The sequence below is a fragment of the Paraburkholderia phytofirmans OLGA172 genome (assembly GCF_001634365.1).
Lineage (GTDB): Bacteria > Pseudomonadota > Gammaproteobacteria > Burkholderiales > Burkholderiaceae > Paraburkholderia.
The window spans coordinates 3,095,306-3,111,322 of record NZ_CP014579.1; the positions used below are offsets into that span (position 1 = coordinate 3,095,306).

The 16,017-nt window shown below is 60.9% G+C and carries 14 protein-coding genes; 11 read left to right on the forward strand and 3 right to left on the reverse strand.

Annotated elements, in window-relative coordinates:
• Positions 1 to 494 precede the first annotated feature (494 nt).
• The 9 genes from AYM40_RS40995 (at position 495) to tssF (ending at position 12,502) form a co-directional block, all read left to right on the forward strand.
• Positions 495 to 1,010, forward strand: coding sequence for a hypothetical protein (locus AYM40_RS40995; RefSeq protein ID WP_148662385.1), 516 nt, complete (start codon positions 495 to 497; stop codon positions 1,008 to 1,010).
• Between the two features lie 261 nt (positions 1,011 to 1,271).
• Positions 1,272 to 2,768: an IS5 family transposase gene (locus AYM40_RS33735; RefSeq protein WP_063494538.1), complete on the forward strand. Its 1,497-nt coding sequence runs from the start codon at positions 1,272 to 1,274 to the stop codon at positions 2,766 to 2,768.
• A gap of 73 nt (positions 2,769 to 2,841) precedes the next feature.
• Positions 2,842 to 3,894 carry a hypothetical protein gene (locus tag AYM40_RS41000; protein ID WP_148662386.1) on the forward strand — a complete coding sequence of 351 codons (1,053 nt, stop codon included), beginning with the start codon at positions 2,842 to 2,844 and terminating at the stop codon, positions 3,892 to 3,894.
• Positions 3,895 to 4,119: 225 nt separating this feature from the next.
• Entirely contained in the window at positions 4,120 to 4,458 is a 339-nt protein-coding gene (locus AYM40_RS43010) for a hypothetical protein (RefSeq protein WP_063500279.1), read from the forward strand.
• A 210-nt stretch (positions 4,459 to 4,668) separates the two neighbouring features.
• Complete coding sequence (locus tag AYM40_RS33755; RefSeq protein ID WP_063500281.1) at positions 4,669 to 5,427, forward strand: hypothetical protein; 759 nt, start codon at positions 4,669 to 4,671, stop codon at positions 5,425 to 5,427.
• A gap of 2 nt (positions 5,428 to 5,429) precedes the next feature.
• Positions 5,430 to 5,690, forward strand: coding sequence for a PAAR domain-containing protein (locus AYM40_RS33760; RefSeq protein ID WP_063500282.1), 261 nt, complete (start codon positions 5,430 to 5,432; stop codon positions 5,688 to 5,690).
• A 2-nt stretch (positions 5,691 to 5,692) separates the two neighbouring features.
• The gene (locus AYM40_RS33765; protein ID WP_063500283.1) at positions 5,693 to 7,039 is read left to right on the forward strand and encodes a hypothetical protein; all 1,347 of its coding nucleotides are present in this window, start codon (positions 5,693 to 5,695) and stop codon (positions 7,037 to 7,039) included.
• The gene (locus tag AYM40_RS33770) at positions 7,020 to 10,703 is read left to right on the forward strand and encodes an ImcF-related family protein (RefSeq protein WP_063500284.1); all 3,684 of its coding nucleotides are present in this window, start codon (positions 7,020 to 7,022) and stop codon (positions 10,701 to 10,703) included. Before AYM40_RS33765 ends, AYM40_RS33770 begins: the two co-directional genes overlap by 20 nt.
• Positions 10,700 to 12,502: a type VI secretion system baseplate subunit TssF gene (gene tssF, locus AYM40_RS33775; protein ID WP_063500285.1), complete on the forward strand. Its 1,803-nt coding sequence runs from the start codon at positions 10,700 to 10,702 to the stop codon at positions 12,500 to 12,502. Before AYM40_RS33770 ends, tssF begins: the two co-directional genes overlap by 4 nt.
• A gap of 31 nt (positions 12,503 to 12,533) precedes the next feature.
• On the opposite strand, the gene bla is transcribed toward tssF, so the two are convergent.
• The 3 genes from bla to AYM40_RS33790 all read right to left on the reverse strand — a co-directional run bounded on the left by bla (position 12,534) and on the right by AYM40_RS33790 (position 14,421).
• Positions 12,534 to 13,469 (reverse strand): class A beta-lactamase, encoded by a 936-nt coding sequence (gene bla / locus AYM40_RS33780; protein ID WP_063500286.1) that lies wholly within the window; start codon positions 13,467 to 13,469, stop codon positions 12,534 to 12,536.
• A 161-nt stretch (positions 13,470 to 13,630) separates the two neighbouring features.
• The gene (locus AYM40_RS33785) at positions 13,631 to 13,885 is read right to left on the reverse strand and encodes a hypothetical protein (protein ID WP_063500287.1); all 255 of its coding nucleotides are present in this window, start codon (positions 13,883 to 13,885) and stop codon (positions 13,631 to 13,633) included.
• 56 nt (positions 13,886 to 13,941) lie between these two features.
• Positions 13,942 to 14,421: a lecithin retinol acyltransferase family protein gene (locus AYM40_RS33790; protein WP_063500288.1), complete on the reverse strand. Its 480-nt coding sequence runs from the start codon at positions 14,419 to 14,421 to the stop codon at positions 13,942 to 13,944.
• 459 nt (positions 14,422 to 14,880) lie between these two features.
• On the opposite strand from AYM40_RS33790, the gene AYM40_RS33795 reads away from it, so the two are divergent.
• Both AYM40_RS33795 and AYM40_RS33800 read left to right on the forward strand, forming a co-directional pair.
• Complete coding sequence (locus AYM40_RS33795; protein ID WP_054035641.1) at positions 14,881 to 15,168, forward strand: hypothetical protein; 288 nt, start codon at positions 14,881 to 14,883, stop codon at positions 15,166 to 15,168.
• A gap of 5 nt (positions 15,169 to 15,173) precedes the next feature.
• Positions 15,174 to 15,944: a PP2C family protein-serine/threonine phosphatase gene (locus AYM40_RS33800; protein ID WP_063500289.1), complete on the forward strand. Its 771-nt coding sequence runs from the start codon at positions 15,174 to 15,176 to the stop codon at positions 15,942 to 15,944.
• The last annotated feature ends 73 nt before the right edge of the window (positions 15,945 to 16,017 follow it).

The window sequence follows — 16,017 nt, forward strand, 5'->3', positions numbered from 1 at the left end:
ATCCACGTCCATTTGAAGCCGCTGATAGCACGGATGCGTACTGGGCGGCCTGGCGCGCCCGAACTCGCCGACCAAGCCCCGGTAATACGCCGCGAGACGAAACCGGTGGGAAACACACTCAAGGCTTACTACAGTTGCGAGTCATTCGGGCTAGTCGCGGCGACAGTGAATGTGGGTTTCGCAGCCACCTCCTTCTCATACATCAATGGCCTTCAGGCGCGATTTCAGGCCCATACCAAGGCGCTGGTCGAGCTGGCGGACGGTTGTCCAGTTTCCGGACGCCCACGATACGCTCAAACTCACCCCCGACTGGTAACACACGGAGAAAATCTGAATGAAGAACCTGACTACCGCTCACTTCATGACAGGCATCGTTGTGTCATTAGCTATCGGCGCCGTTGCAGCACGGGACACGCCTCCCGTTTTTGAAAGAAAGTGCCTCAACAACTTCCTCGGAATATGCTGTGGGAACCTGCAGATTTCGAATTGAGAACATGTTCGGCGGTACTTTTTATGTTTCACCAAAAAGCTCTCCATCACAGGGTATATACGACATCCCCGATACAGGCCCGAACGCATCCCCCGTACTGAATGGCGGGTTCAGTTTAATTTGTGTGGAGGCAAACGATAAGCAAATAGGTGCTGCGTTGGGAGCCAAATTGGTCAACGGCCAATGGCTGCGATACGACCCATGGACTGATGGTTCTGAATTAACGCCTTTCGAGAAATCTGCAAATGTCAAAACCGTGCCGCTAAATGGAAGAAACTGGATAGGGACAGGAATTACCGTCGATGACACCACAGGCGACGAGGAACGTCGAGGCCGTTTTTTCAGTTTCTGCCTGGTTCACAGAATGCATGCTTTGTGTGGAACAACGCCTGTCGAATGGCTGGCAAATCACAAGGTCAACCAACTGTGGAAGGTTAGAGCGATCCTCGAGTCTGTTGAGTTTGTTGACCCCACGGCACCGACTGGTGCCGCATCAGGCGCGGCAAGCTTTGGCGAATAGAACGAGAACAGATATGAATAACCCCATTCGAATAAGCGACCAGCTAGAAAGCGGTGGCGACGCAAGTCAGGTCGAGAATAATTTTATGAGATCGGCCATCGAAATTCCGTCAGCTATTATTGCTTTTAGCCTAATGAGTCGGCCTTGCAGAAGTTCGTGAAGCCCCGCCTGGCCAAGCGATGCAGTTTGTTGGAGGGTAATAGAACTCCCAGAACGAATATCGATCTGATAAAGATTCTGGGAGTTTCGGAGTGGTCGCCAATGAGCACGCCTGATTTCTTTCGTAGCCGTCTGGACGCGATGATTGATCTACGTCACCCGCTTGCCGTGTTGGCAACGAAGATGTCATGGGCTTCAATCGAAACGACGCTTGCTCCCCTGTTCGAGCGACGTTCACGCGATGGACGGGTGAGCGAAGCGGTTGACCTGTTTGGCTCGAACTCGCTGGAATTTGCCGGTGGCGTCAGTGCGGCTGGACGTCCGCGCTTGCCTATGCGGCTGATGGTGGGTCTGCTGTACCTGAAGCACGCCTACAACGAGAGTGACGAAACGGTGTGCGAGCGCTGGGCACAGGACGTGTACTTTCAGTTCTTCTGCGGCGAGGAGTATTTCCAGCCGCGTCTGCCGTGCGACCCGACCAACCTGGTGCGTTTTCGGCAGGCGCTGGGCGAAGCCGGTGTCGAGGAGCTGCTCGCGGCGACGATCGCGGCTGCGGTGCAGATGAAGGCGGTGACGCCGGTCGAATTCGAGCGCGTGATTGTCGACACCACGGTGCAGGAGAAGGCGATTGCGTATCCGACCGACAGCCGTCTGCTTGAGGTGGCGCGGGCCAGACTCGTTCAGTTGGCGCAACGCGCAGGGTTGGGGCTGAAGCAAACGTACGAGCGCGAAGGCAAGCGACTGCGTCGCCGCGCGGGCGGCTATGCCCATGCGAAGCAGTTCAGGCGCCTGCGTCGTGTACTCAAGCGTCAGCGCACGGTACTGGGACGGTTGCTGCGCGATATCGAACGCAAGCTGTCTGGAGCTTCAGACGAACGGCAGGCACAACTGCGCGTCTGGCTTGAGCGGGCCTGGCGCATTTGCCACCAACGTCCAAAGGACAGGAACAAACTCTACGCACTGCATGCGCCTGAAGTTGAATGCATTGGGAAAGGAAAGGCACGCCAGCCCTACGAGTTCGGCGTCAAGGTGAGCCTCGCGATCACGGAGAAACAAGGGTTGATCGTCGGTGCGCGGGCGTTCCCCGGCAACCCCTATGACGGCCATACGCTGGCCGAGCAACTCGAACAGAGCTCCATTCTGTTGCAGGACCTGCCCGGTACACCACAGCCGAAGACCGTGTTGGTCGATCTCGGGTTTCGCGGCGTCGACGTGGAGGTATCATCAGTACACCTGATTCATCGCGGCAAACACAGGACACTGACCAGCACGCAGCGACGTTGGCTCAAGCGACGCCAGGCGATTGAACCGATCATCGGCCATGTGAAGCACGACCACGGTATGCGTCGCTGCTGGCTCAAAGGACAAACCGGCGATGCGCTGCATGCCGTGCTGTGCGCCACGGGCTACAACCTGCGCTGGCTGTTGCGCGCGATTGTTCGCCTGGGTCTGGGGCCCATCTTTTTTGTCCTCGCCTGGCTGCATTCGATCGCCGATGTCCTGTCGCATCCGCTGCTTGCGCACCGGGAACGCTTCCGGCGGGCTAACCGTCCCGCTCCGACAAAATACCCGATCGGCGTCGTGCGTCAAGCAAACTGAATTTTGCAGGGCCGACTAATGACTTTCGGCAAGTCAGCTTACGCTGATAGTTCACCCAAGGATGCCTTCTCATATGCATGACGCGAACAAGCATATCACTGCCGGTCTGGCTGCGGCACGATTCTTCACAATTGTTATGACAAGAGCGTGGCAGACATCAGTTCGAAAGCAGACGCGGTGTTGGAAAAGCTTGCTGTCAGGCACTCCCCTGTCTGATCAGAATTGGCAAAAAAATACTCTGATGGGACGTCGGATCTTACGAATCGCATTGCCAATCTCGTCGACTCCCAGCCGGGTCCTTCTGGGCGATCCAGTTAAGCCAAGAATTCAAAACCAACTGATGACTACATGCACCATTGGTCAATCTCTGCTCGTCGCACTGGCTTTGATTTCATGCAGCAGTTCTTATGCGGAGACTTCGGCTATAGACAACATCCCTAAGCAGTCCACGACCCGACTCTCGAAAGTCGGCATTCATTCCCGCAAGCAATCTGAAGTCGATTCAGATCTCCTTGGTACCATCGGAACCAATCCAACGGATCCGGAAATGGAGGAACAATGCGGCATGTCGATGCGCACTCCAGACCTGAAACGTGTCGATGAACAAGCCATTAGGTTCGGATGTTCCGGTTCATATAAAAGCGGTGGTTACACCGTCATAAATATGGATTTCCAGTACGACCGGAACTTCGAACTCAGCGGCGGCGCTCGCATAAACTTCGTAGTAGAAGGCGTCGGTATCGAGAAAAAGACTGCTGCAGAAGAGGATAGCGTGTTCCGCTTGAAACCCGGCGATAACTTGCCGACCCTGGCACCGGGCTCAGCATACCAAGAGTCAAACTGCGGTGACCCGGTCACCAAAACTGACGTAACGCCCATCCAGGGCAGCAACTGGCACGGTTGGATTGCTGAAGAAACATTCGCCAAAGCGCGCGGCAGTTGCAGGCCTGCCAAGGAATACACATCACGCTACCGCTGTGTTCATGTCATGGTAGGCAACGACAAAATGACAGCCCAATTAGATGGTGTGTGTCTGCTACGGAAGCGTGAACTTAGTCTGGAAAATGGCTTCAGCTATGACCTATTTATGGACCTGCTCAAGACGCTTCGTTTCAAGGAACAGTAACTGGTTCGATGCAACTCGAGCGAAAAATCTTGCACGTCATCCGTAATGTAATAAAAAACATCAGAAGTGCGAATATTTGTCAAACCCAGATTCTTCTCATGCTTGTCTCATAGACGTTAGCTCACCGCGGCAGGTAACCTCAGTAAATCGAATCGCACGGGTCGGCACATTCCAACATGTGCACGCACCGTGCCACCCAAAAAGAAAGGGGACTTCACTGCCGCCATGCGAACCATCAATAATGTCCTGCAGCAACCGGATGCGAGGTTCACCCAACACCGGGGTTTCTCAATCGCTACGCTTGACTCGTCACCGTTACGCCGGTCGACATTTACGCTCGACGAGCGTGCCGCGATCCCGTCGTTGCCGGGCCTGCTCGACCTAGTAACCAGTCCCGCGCGCACCGTCAATGGCATGGTGACGCCAACACGCCGACGTGAGCGCCGTGAGGCGCTTCACGCTGGCGGCAGGCGAGGGATCTCCCTGTGCGCACATAAGCTCGGACTGAAGATTATCGCAACCAAGGGCAAGGTCGAGATTCAGGCGGTCGCGCTAAGACGATGATTACCAGCCCGCCGTTTTTGCCTCTTGCGGGCACAGCTTCAAGCGATATCCATTCGACCGATCCGATGATGGACGCTATCGATCGACTCGAGCTTGCGCACGGAATCTATACAACCGCGCTTGTCATGCTGACGGATGGGATTCGGTTTCCCGGTGCAAACGGGGCGCTGAAAGAACTCCCTGACTGGTAACGTGGAACGGATTGTCCAGATGAAAAAACTGATCCTTTGTCCCTGCGTAGCAGGCATGGCAGCTGCACAATACTTTAGTACTGCCGCAGCGCAGGACTTCGCTCAGCCTTTGACCGGGCGGACATCGACGACGGCAGAACATGTCGTCGGTTCATGTCGGTTCAGCATCGCGAACATGTTCGATGGGCATTTCGAAGCTTTCGACGGGAGTTCTCCTGTACAAGGCGGATATCTGCTCCCAATGACCGGACCAAAAGCCTTTCTAACAGACGGGTTCGGCATATTCTGTGTAGACGCCAGCGAGGAACGAATTACTAGCGCCCTGAACGCAAGATATGTAGCAGGCAAATGGCTGAGGCACGGACCGGTCAACGGCCCCGAATTCATTCAATTCGAGAAGCAGGCGAATGCTCGAACGGTCCCAATGAAGGGAGCAAACTGGACTGGGATGGCATACACCGACGATGACACAACCGGTGACGAGCGGCAACGGACTCGCGTTTTCCACTTCTGCCTGATCCACAAATCCCGCGCGTTGTGTGGGAACACTCCGGTTACATGGTTGGCGGATCGCAAGACTCGCAGCGATCTTGATCGGATCAAGGCGATCCTGGAGCCTGTCGAGTTTGTCGACACCCCGACACCGGTTGATGCCAATGCTATTTCTGGCGTAACAACTTTCTTCGACAGACAAAACAATCGAGATGATGAAAATAGAACACCGAGAATACCGATTCAGCATCAGATATTTCATGAGTCAACTTTTGGTCGGAGCTAAGCATGCGATCTCCCATCCGCAAAGGCGACAAACTTGAAAATGGCGGCGAGGTGACAACAGCCTCGTCAGAAATGATGTTTATGGACCGGCTCCTCGCGTGCCAAGGTGACGAGGCGCTCTGTACCCTACATGGAAAGACGACGATTGCCGAGGGCAACGCGTCGTTTCCCGGCAAGAGCGGCAAGCCGGTCGCGATGCACTACCACCGCTGCGCGTGTGGCTGCCGGCTGCTGTCATCGCTGCAAAACGTGAATATCGCTTGACGATGCCGGTCGATCTGTCGCCAGCGGGCCTGCCACGTGCCTACCCGACGAACAAACCGCGCCTCGTACCGTGGCTCATTGGCTGGGTGCTGTGCTGGGCGATTGGCGCTGCCGTCGCGCTGCTCCTGTGGCCGGTGAGCACGCCCGCGCGCGGCGCGTGGTTCTTGTTCTGCGTGGTAGGCCTACCCAACGGCCTGTTCTTTCTCGTGCTAGGTATTTCCCGCGCCGGATACGAAGCACTCTGGTTCCGCGCACATTACTGGAACATGCATCGCTGCAAATGGCTCAATAGCCGTGTGCGATATGCGCAGCAACCGCTCCAGATACTCGGTGTGGGGTATTGCCTGCCGCTTGATGATAAGGGTCTTTCGGAGGCGCTCGCCGCGACGACGACGTTAATGAAAGCGCAAGCGCCGCGCAACGGCCTCGGAAAGATTGTGCATAGCCGGTTTGCCGATGCTGATTCGCTGTTCGCGGAGCCGGCCGACACTGCGCCGCTGTCGGTGGATAAAGAGGCCATGACAGACGCTACCGGACAGGACCCAATAGAGACGCCAGTCCTCACTCGCGAAGCGGTTCCGCCCATCGTGCGCATGCTTGTCCAGACCCTCGATACGCTCGCTCCAAGCCTCCATACCTTGTCGCAGTACGGCGCGATATATGCACCTGCCGTCCGCGTGCTCGCATCCGCGAAGTCAGCCGACATTCGCGTGCATCAAGTCCGTCACGCGCTGCAGATCGCCGACTTGCCAGCCTTCGAATGTATGCCAATACGGGCCAGCGATGGCCTGCTCGTGGCCGACGCCTGGCTCGACGCAGCCGAGAAACGCCCACTGCTGGTGATAGCTGCGGAATGGCACGACGCGCAGCCCTCCGTCGGCAGCACCGAGGGCGCGATCGCTGTACTGCTCAGCCCCGGCATCTTCGTATTGCCCGAGCCGGTCAAGGTCATGGCAACCCTGCACCGGCCTGTCGCGGGCGAACTGGATACGCTCACCGATCTACTCGCGAACGCTGTGCTGTGGGGCAATGCCGAAGCCCCCACCGTCAATCCCGCGTGGATCAGCGGCTTGGAAGACTCGCATGAAACAGCCTTGCTGGCCGCGCTCGGCAAGGCAAAGCTGACGGGTGTCACCAAGCTGGAAACACAGCGCCGCCCCGACGGCCTCATCGGCCACGCAGGCGCGGCAGGCGGCTGGCTGTCGATTGCCGCCGCCGTCGAATCGGCAACGGCTGGCCCGCACCTGATCCTTCACAGCCCTAAGCACACGCAAACCGCGCAGGCCGCGATCCTTTACGTGAACCCCGCAACGAACTCCGCTTCGCCGCATGACGAATCCAACGAATAACATCAAGACACTTGCATTGGGCGACGAGCCCGCCGGCGCACCGGGCAGCCTGGCCATCTGGGGGCTGATCCTGCTCGCCGTCGTGCTTGCCGTGCTTGCGCTTGGGCTGGTCTGGCTCAAGGGCGATCTGCTCGATTTCACAACGCTTGACGCCAGGAAAACCGCATCGCTCTGGATCCTTACTGTACTCGTTGTGGTCGTGATCCTGCATCTGGTCGCGCTGGGACTAGGCGCGTACAGCATGGTGAGCCGACTGTTTCTCCGGGAGACCGGGAATCGGTCAAACGCCGTCGAGCCGATCCCTGCACTGAAGCGCGACGCACGTCTGCAATACCTGTCCGAGGAACTGCGCACCTCGCATGGCTGGTTCTGGCGTTACCGGATGCCGTGGCTGCTGGTGAGCGGCGCCGACACATTGATCGAGACGGTCGCGCCCGGCCTGAAACAGGCTGGCGTGATGCATATCGCCGATGCGTTCCTCGTGCATGCGGCCCCCGACGGCATCGAGGCCGCGCTGTGGCGCAAACAGGTCCGGCAGTTACGACGCAGGCGTCCAGTAGATGGCGTGGTCCAGGTCGAACAGGTCGATGACACCATCCGGCCAGACGCCGAACTGCCGCGCGCGCTCGCAGGGATCGCGACGGATCTTGGCTGGGCCGCGCCCATCACACTCCTGCATGCCGTGCCGGCGACCGGAAAGCAGCCCGAGAAATTCCAGGCCATCGGCGCATTGACATCGGGCTCGCTCCGGCGCGCAGATAAAGCTTCGCCCCACGAACTAAAAGACAAACTCACCGCGCTCGAACAGCAGACGGGAACGATCGGCGTGCGCCTGTGCGGCAAGTCAAGGCGCACGCCGTACCTTGCGGAGGTATCGGAGTACATCGGTGACCAACACGAGCGCATTATGACGGGCTGGGACGCACTGATCGCCTCGAAATGGCTCCGCGCCCCGTTCGCAGGCGTGATGTTCGCGCCAGTATTCAAGGTGATCCAGCCGATTGCGACACCGGTCGTCACGCCCGCCGTAGCTGCCTCGACCCAGGCCACTTCGACCGGCACGACCGCCCTCAACGGCATGACGCTGCGCGCACAGCCGGCCTCGCTACTGCCCACCTGGCAGGAGATCGCCCGCGACGTGCGCCGCCTGAGCGGCAAACGCGTCGGCTTCTACTGGCCCAACGCATTAGCCGCACTTATCATGGCACTGGCAATCGGCTGGTGCGTGGCGATGACGATCTCGGCTATCGGCAACCGGCATCTGATCCACGACGCACAGGCGGCGTCCAGCGCAGCGCTCGCAGCCGCACCCGGCACACCGGCAGCGCTGCGGGCGCAACTCGCGCTGCAACATCAGATCGACATGTTCGAGTATCGCCAGCAGCACGGTGCACCGTGGTACCTGCGCGCAGGCCTGAACCGCAACGACGACATCCTCGATGCGCTGTGGCAGCCGTACCGGACAGTTGCCACCCGCAACCTGCAGCGCCCGGTCGCACAGTCACTTAAAGCATCCCTAACTAATCTCGCTGAAGTGCGCGCCGATGCGCTGCAGAGCCACGACGCGCAGCGTCATGGCTATAACGTGCTCAAGGCGTACCTGATGCTGGCCGAACCGCGTCGCACAGACCCGGCATTCCTGACAAACCAGATCGCCAGCACATGGTCTGCACCCGCCGCCATGTCGACCGGAGAGTGGCTCGACACGTCGCAGCGACTCGCCAGCTTCTACGCCGACCACCTGAAGGCGCATCCGGAATGGCGCATCGATGCGTCGTCCCCGATCGTGACCGCCGCGCGCAATACGCTCGCGAATCAGATCGGTCTCGCGAACGCTGACGACACGGTTTATCAGCACATCCTCGACGATGCGAAGGGCAAGTACACGGACGCATCGCTCACCACGCTGCTAAACGGCACGGACGCACGCGGGCTCTTCGCGACTACGCGGACCGTGCCAGGCATCTACACCCGCGCGGCGTGGGACGGCGTGATCGCCGAGGCCATCGGGAAGGCCGCGAGCGAACGGCATGTGCATGGCGACTGGGTGCTGTCCAACGCCCCAAAGGAAGTCATCCAGGAGGATAGCGGCCCGGCGCAATCCGCACGCGCGTCCAGCGCGCAAGGTGCCATGACGACATCGCCTGCGGCTGCGGACGCGGACGCGGACGCGTTTGCAGTCGACAACAAGCGCTCGATCGACGATCTCAAGGCGCGCTTAACCGCCCGCTACTTTGCCGAATACACCGCCGCATGGCAGGGCATGCTCAACAGCGTCCAGTGGCAACCCGCGGCAAATCTGAACGGGGCGATCGACCAACTCACGCGCCTCGCGGACGCGCAAACCTCGCCACTGATCGCGCTCATGAAGTCCGTGCAATACCAGGCGCAGGCGGGCCGCGAGTCACAGGCCCTGACCGATACGCTGGTACGCAAGGCCCAGAGCCTGATCCCCCAAGGGGACTTCCTGCGGGGCGTTGGCAGCGAAGACAAAACCCGGCAGCCTGCAATCAACCCGCTCGACAAGCCATTCGGTCCGCTGCTTGCCCTGATGGGCGACACCGGCAGGGGCGCTGGCAACAATGAGAATGCGGCGAACGCCCCGGCGGTACTCAACGGCGTGAGCCTCGCGCATTTCCTGACAGTCGCGACCACGATGCGCCTGAAGCTCCAGCAAATCGCGGCCAGTCCCGATGCACAGGCGATGGCCGGCTCGCTCGCACAGGCCGTGTTTCAGGGCAAGCTCTCGGAACTCGCACAGGCACGCGACGACGCGGCGCTCACGGCCGCAAGCCTCGGCACCGCGTGGGCGGGCTTCGGCGACGCACTGTTCGCTCGCCCTCTCGATACCGGGTGGCAGACGATCCTGCAACCCGCGGCGGCAAGCCTGAACGAAGCATGGCGCGCGAGCGTCGCCACACCGTTCGGGAGCGCATTCAACGGCCGCTATCCGTTTTTCGATACGAATGCCGACGCTTCCTTTGCGGAACTGGGGCGCTACGTGCGTCCGGACACCGGCCTGATCGCCCGCTTTATCACGACGCAGCTTGCCGGTGTCCTCAAGGCACAGGGCGATCAATGGGTGCCGAATGGCCTGGCGCCGCAAGCGCTGCAGTTCGACCCGAAGTTCCTCACGGCCATCCGGCAACTGTCAACGCTTGGCACGCAGTTGTATTCGCAAGGCGACGCAGCCTATCGATTCGAGATCATGGCACTGCCGTCGGTTAACGTGACGCGCACGGAACTCTCCGTCGACGGCAAGCCGCTCGCCTACTTCAACCAGCAGGAATCGTGGACGGCGCTTACGTGGCCCGGCAACGGCCTGAACGGGCGGGCGGCCCTGATGTGGCAGATGGTCAACGCCGGCCTGCAGCAGGCGTTCGACGCAACAGGCGACTGGGCTTTCCTGCGACTGCTGTCGATGGCCGAGATCAAGCCGCTCGACAGCACCCGATACGAGCTGACGTGGAACCAGCCGGATGCCGCGCCGTTGCGCTACGTGCTGCGCACGCAGGTTGGCGCCGGGCCTCTCGATCTGCTCAAGCTGCGCGGCTTCAGGATGCCCGAGCGGATTTTTTTCACGCAGGGATTTCCTTCGGGCGTTGCCGGCAAGGCAGGATCGGTGCCGGCACTTCCTCCCTTGCCGCCGGAGATGATGCAATGAGTGACGAAGACAATCCGCATCTGAAATATTACGAAGCGGAGATGCGCTATCTTCGCGACGCGAGCAAGGCGTTCGCTGCCGCGCACCCCGATGCCGCGCTCAGGCTAGGCCTGACGGGCCTGGGTCCGCGGGAAGACAGCACGGAGCAGCTATATCAGGGCTTTGCGTTCCTGATGGCGCGGCTGCGCATGAAGCTCGACGACGCGCTACCTGAAATCACCGACCCGCTGATCGACCATCTGTGGCCGCATGCCGGCCGCACGATTCCGTCGCTGGCGATTCTCGAATGCGTGCCGCGTTCGGGCGAAGCGCGCGTGCTCGGTACGCTGCCTCCGGGCGTTCAAGTGCGCTCAAGTCCAGTCGGCCCCGAGGGCACGGTATGCGCGTACCGCACCACCCAGCCGGTTCGCCTGCAGCCGCTCAAGCTGCGCGAGGCTGGCCCGGCGGTGCGTGCCGACGGCCGCACGGTGATCCGTATCGCGTTTGATCTGCTGAATTTCGATCAGCGCTCACTCGATGACCTGGCGCGCATCCGCCTGTACCTGCACGGCGACCAGCCCACTGCCTCCGCGTTATATGCGGCGTTCACGCGCCAGGTGGATACGATCGGCGTGCGTCTGCCGACCCTCCATGACGGGCGCCTGCAGCCACAGCCTCACATGACGGTCGAGGCGGCCGGCTTCGGCCCCGGGACGCGGCTCTGGCCGTCCGACCACGAGCGGCGCAACCGGGAATTGGATCGCGAGCAGACGATGCTCGAGTACTTCACGTTCCCCGAGAAATTCCGTTTTGTGGACCTGTGCGGATTCAATGCGGTGAGCGTGCCTCCCGGCGAAACACGTATCGAATTCGAGATCGTACTGAATGAGCGGCTCGCTGGCGATGTCACGTTCAGCGCCCACCATATCCGGCTCTTCTGCACACCTGTCATCAACCTGTTCGAAACCGATGCGCAGCCACTGCAACCTGACGCGCACGAGCGCGACTACCTGGTACGCGCACCGGCCGCCGACGGCGCTCACATCGAGGCCTACGACGTATTGTCGGTATCGGCCACCGACCCGGACAGTGTGGAGGAGCGCGCCTACCGGCCTTTCAAGACCTTCCAGCATCGCGGCGGCATGCTGCGCCACGAGGCATCCGAGCGGTATTTCCATACGTCCCTGGGCTTTGGCGTGACGGGTCGCCGAGAGATGTGGATCACGCTGGGCGGCCATGCATGGGACGAATCCGGGGACGAACCCGGCAGCCTGCCCGATACCCACGTGAAGGTGCGCGTGCTGGCGAACAACGGCTCGCTGCCGCGCATGGCGCTGCGCGAGTCGACCATCAGCACGCTCGCCTCGAACGCCGGTGGCGTAGGCAGCGTGCGCAACCTGACGCAACCCACGCTGCCGCTCTACCCGCCGCGGGACAGGCAGTACCGGTGGCAGGTCATTTCGCATTTCTCCAGCCGCGAGTTCGACGTGCTGGACAAGGACGTGCTGCGCGGTGTGCTCGCGCTGTACGACTGGGCCGGGCGCGACGACAACGCGAAGCGCATCGCGGCGATCCAGCGCGTATGGATCGAGCAGCGGAGCGTCATCCGGAAAGGGGGCATGCTGCGGGAGTTCGCCATTCACGTGGAGATCGATCCAGCGGGCTTCGCCGGCTCAGGCGACGTGGTGCTCTTTGGCGATGTACTGAGTCACTTCGTGGGGCGCTACGCCAGCTATCACTATTCGGTACGGCTCGTGCTGGTTGTGAACGGCAAGGAGACAGCGTATCCCGCCACCGAGTTCACAGGATCGGGGATGTGACGGGAACGAAATATGTGGCGTTGCGATTGATTCAAAGGAGACCGGCCACCAACGCGCCAACACTCGCACTCGCCGCATTGCAGCGCGCCGCATCGCCGCTCGTTTCGGTAAGGTAGACCGTCACGAGAATCGGCCCGCGTCCCGGCGGCCAAAGGATCGCGACGTCGTTTGCCGTGCCGTGATCGCCCGTGCCGGTTTTATCGCCGACGCCCCAATCCTTCGGCAGCTTCGCGCGAATCCGTTCGCCGCCGGTCTGATTGGCGGCAAGCCAGGCCAACAGTTGCGCACGTGACGACGAGGACAAGCGCTCGCCCAGCAGCAACTCGCGCAGATTGCCGAGCATTGCGTTGGGCGTGGTGGTGTCGCGCGAATCGCCGGGTGTCGCTTCGTTCAGCGTCGGCTCGTTACGGTCCAGACGCGTGATGCCATCGCCGATACTGCGCGCGAACGCGGTCAAAGCGGAGGGACCGCCAAAGCTCGCCAGCAACAGATTGGCCGCGGTGTTGTCGCTGAGCGTCATGGCCGCCTTGCACAAGTCGGCGACGCTCATCCCCGCGTCGCCGGTGCGTTCGCGGGTGTGCTGGCTGGTGGCCGGCGAGTACGGCACAAGATCGCTTTTCGAAAACACGATGCGCCGTTCCAGGTCCTCTTGTCCGTGATCCACGCGAGTCAGCACAAAACCCGCTGCCAGTAGTTTGAACGTGCTGCACATCGGAAAACGCTCGTCCGTCCGCAAACCGGCATGCAATCCGGAGGTCGTGTCGACGATCGAAACGCCGAGCCGTCCGCCGCTTTCCACTTCGATCTGCGCGAGCCGCTGACGGATGGCGTCCGCTTTGGCCACGCCGCCCCCTTGCTTTGTGGTGCCCATTTTCAACACTTTCCCGAACGCGCCGCCACTCCCAACCGCAACGCCAGCTATCGAAACGCCGAACATCGCGCCCGCGAATTTCCGTCTTGTGATCATCCCTGCTCCTTATGTGAAGCTGCAACTATCGGGCTTCCGGCGCCCGCTGGCAAACGATGATAAGTTAGTCGCGTTCAATTCGAGCGCGGCGCGCGTGAAGCTCAGATATCGCTATCCGCCCCCACGGATCTCGCCAACGAAGCGGCCTCGTCCACACCAAGCTAGCAAACTGCCGCACGGCAATGGCCGTTCATGGCGGGCCGCTCGGCTTGCGGCGGGAACACGTTCCACGAGCCGTCGTCATGACGGAAGAAGAAGATCGACAGCAGGCCGCCTGGCCGAAGTGCTTCCACGCAGACGTAGCGCCGATGCTGCGACGCGCTGTGGCAAAACCGCACGACGCGAGCGGGCATGGACGGTGTCGGCGCGAGCCATTTATCGACGGCCCAGTGCAAGGTCTTTTCTGCGGTAACCATGATGCGCTCCTTGAATTCCTGAATTCCTCAACTCGTTCCCGCTCGTTCCCGCCGGCTTACGCGAGCTGGGCGGCAACGTGGCCATTCTTCGCGGCGCTTTCGACAAACGCCTTCACCAGACACACCAGCGCGTGCATGCCGGCGCGGGGATGCCTTAAGCAGCAATGCACCTGTTCGCTGCGGCTCTCGCCAAGCAGGCACCACGAACAGAAGTGCTCGCAGTTATTCGTCAGCAGGCGGTAATGGTTTTCGCCGAGACGGGAGCGCGCGCGGCGCACGGCTTCATCGCCGACGTAGCGGGCGCTCGGCGTCGGGCGGATCGTCAATGGATGACCAGCGGCGAAGCGAGTTAATTCCACCTCTTCCACCGGACCGCGGTGCGCCGAACTCGCGAAGCCCGCGTAATGAACCACGCGGCCATTGCCGACGTAAATGCCGTGATGTTCGTAGCCGCTCCGTTGCGTGACGAGATGCGCGCCGATCGGCAGGTCGATGCTCGACGCTTCGCTGCTCGTCGGAAGAGGGTTCGTGTTCATGGCTGGCCTCGCTTCAATATCCAACACTGTTGCGAGATCATTCGCATCATCCGGGCCATGTGCCGGAAAGCCTTTATTTAAAGGGCTGGCAGAAATTGCGAGGCGTTTTGAGCACAGCATGTGTCCGTTATGAGCCGACATAAATCAAGCCGATGTGTTGGCCTGAATCGACCATTTGGGGCGCCGGTGGACCGGCCTCACGCGTATCCGCGAACGTCCGGGAGTCTGCCCAATGTGTTGGGTCCCGCACCGGTGCACGCACCCGGATGTTGGCTGCATCCCGACCTCTGCACCGCTGCAGGAACAGACGCTGCCTGCACAAGCGCCCGGAATCGCCGCCCAATCAATGCGTTACGAGAAAGCGTGCGCACGAGCCACGAATTGGCATGGCACTTGCACCATCACGTCTAATTCCTTTTCAACCGCGCGCCCGACGCACGCGGCCAACCGGAGAACGACATGGCTTCCATCACTGTGAACGACCTCTCGCTCAACCTCGCGCTCGATCGTAAAGCGATGGCGGCGATCCGCGGCGGCGGCGGTGCGCCGTGGGTGTATGGCTGGATTCAGCCTTACGTGCGGGAAACGCCGAGCATTGGTCCGGTTGTGAACCTGTACGACATTTCGAACAACTTCTATGCTAACCAGATGATCAACACGTTCCAGTCGGTGGATGTGCGCAACACCGGCGCGAACTCGAACATCAACGTCTCCCCGGACGCACGCAGCAGAAACGATACGGTGTAGCCCTTGTGACCTGTCCGAGCCAATTTCGATGGACGTCGTCCGCGCGTTCCGACGCCGGACGCGTCCGTGAAATCAACGAAGATGCCTGCCTCGACCAGCCCGAATCCGGGCGCTGGGCCGTCGCCGATGGCATGGGCGGCCATGCGGTCGGCGATCTGGCGAGCCGCGTGGTGATCGATGCGCTGAGCCGGCTAGCGCCGCCGCTCGCCATGAAAACCGGCATCGCCGACGCGCGGGCACGGCTGCAAACGGCCAACCGCCAACTGCGGGACGAAGCCGCGCGCCGCCAGGTGCAACGGATCGGCAGCACAGTCATCGTGCTGCTCGCGTGCGACCGCTTCTGCGGCTATCTATGGGCCGGCGACAGCCGCCTCTATCTGGTTCGCGACGGGCAATTGCGCCAACTCACGCGCGATCATAGTCAGGTGGAAGAACTCAAGGCGCTCGGTGTCATTACCGACGAAGAGGCGCGGCATCATCCGGCGCAGCACATGATCACCCGTGCGGTCGGCGCGACGGATGTGCTCGAACTCGACGACGATGCCATTGAAGTCGCGGACGGCGACGTCTTCCTGCTATGCAGCGATGGGCTGAGCAACGAAGTCAGCGATGCGGAAATACTGGCAGTGCTGACCTCGGTGGCGTGTGAGCGCGCGTCCGACGAACTGGTCGAACTGGCCATTGCGCACGGCGGACGTGACAATGTCACTGCGATAGTCGTGCAAGCCGAAGATCTGCATGCGTCGGACAAAACCCTGCTGAACCCCGCGTCTTGAAAGTACAGACTTGAATGCGCGGCGTCGAACGCGCTAAAGACGCCGTAGGGCACCTTATTCCAGACACTCGGCT

Coding starts and splice junctions, on each gene's coding strand:
- AYM40_RS40995 (WP_148662385.1), top strand. CDS start 495: ATGTTCGGCGGTACTTTTTATGTTTCACCAAAAAGCTCTCCATCACAG.
- AYM40_RS33735 (WP_063494538.1), top strand. CDS start 1,272: ATGAGCACGCCTGATTTCTTTCGTAGCCGTCTGGACGCGATGATTGAT.
- AYM40_RS41000 (WP_148662386.1), top strand. CDS start 2,842: ATGCATGACGCGAACAAGCATATCACTGCCGGTCTGGCTGCGGCACGA.
- AYM40_RS43010 (WP_063500279.1), top strand. CDS start 4,120: ATGCGAACCATCAATAATGTCCTGCAGCAACCGGATGCGAGGTTCACC.
- AYM40_RS33755 (WP_063500281.1), top strand. CDS start 4,669: ATGAAAAAACTGATCCTTTGTCCCTGCGTAGCAGGCATGGCAGCTGCA.
- AYM40_RS33760 (WP_063500282.1), top strand. CDS start 5,430: ATGCGATCTCCCATCCGCAAAGGCGACAAACTTGAAAATGGCGGCGAG.
- AYM40_RS33765 (WP_063500283.1), top strand. CDS start 5,693: ATGCCGGTCGATCTGTCGCCAGCGGGCCTGCCACGTGCCTACCCGACG.
- AYM40_RS33770 (WP_063500284.1), top strand. CDS start 7,020: ATGACGAATCCAACGAATAACATCAAGACACTTGCATTGGGCGACGAG.
- tssF (WP_063500285.1), top strand. CDS start 10,700: ATGAGTGACGAAGACAATCCGCATCTGAAATATTACGAAGCGGAGATG.
- bla (WP_063500286.1), bottom strand. CDS start 13,469: ATGATCACAAGACGGAAATTCGCGGGCGCGATGTTCGGCGTTTCGATA.
- AYM40_RS33785 (WP_063500287.1), bottom strand. CDS start 13,885: ATGGTTACCGCAGAAAAGACCTTGCACTGGGCCGTCGATAAATGGCTC.
- AYM40_RS33790 (WP_063500288.1), bottom strand. CDS start 14,421: ATGAACACGAACCCTCTTCCGACGAGCAGCGAAGCGTCGAGCATCGAC.
- AYM40_RS33795 (WP_054035641.1), top strand. CDS start 14,881: ATGGCTTCCATCACTGTGAACGACCTCTCGCTCAACCTCGCGCTCGAT.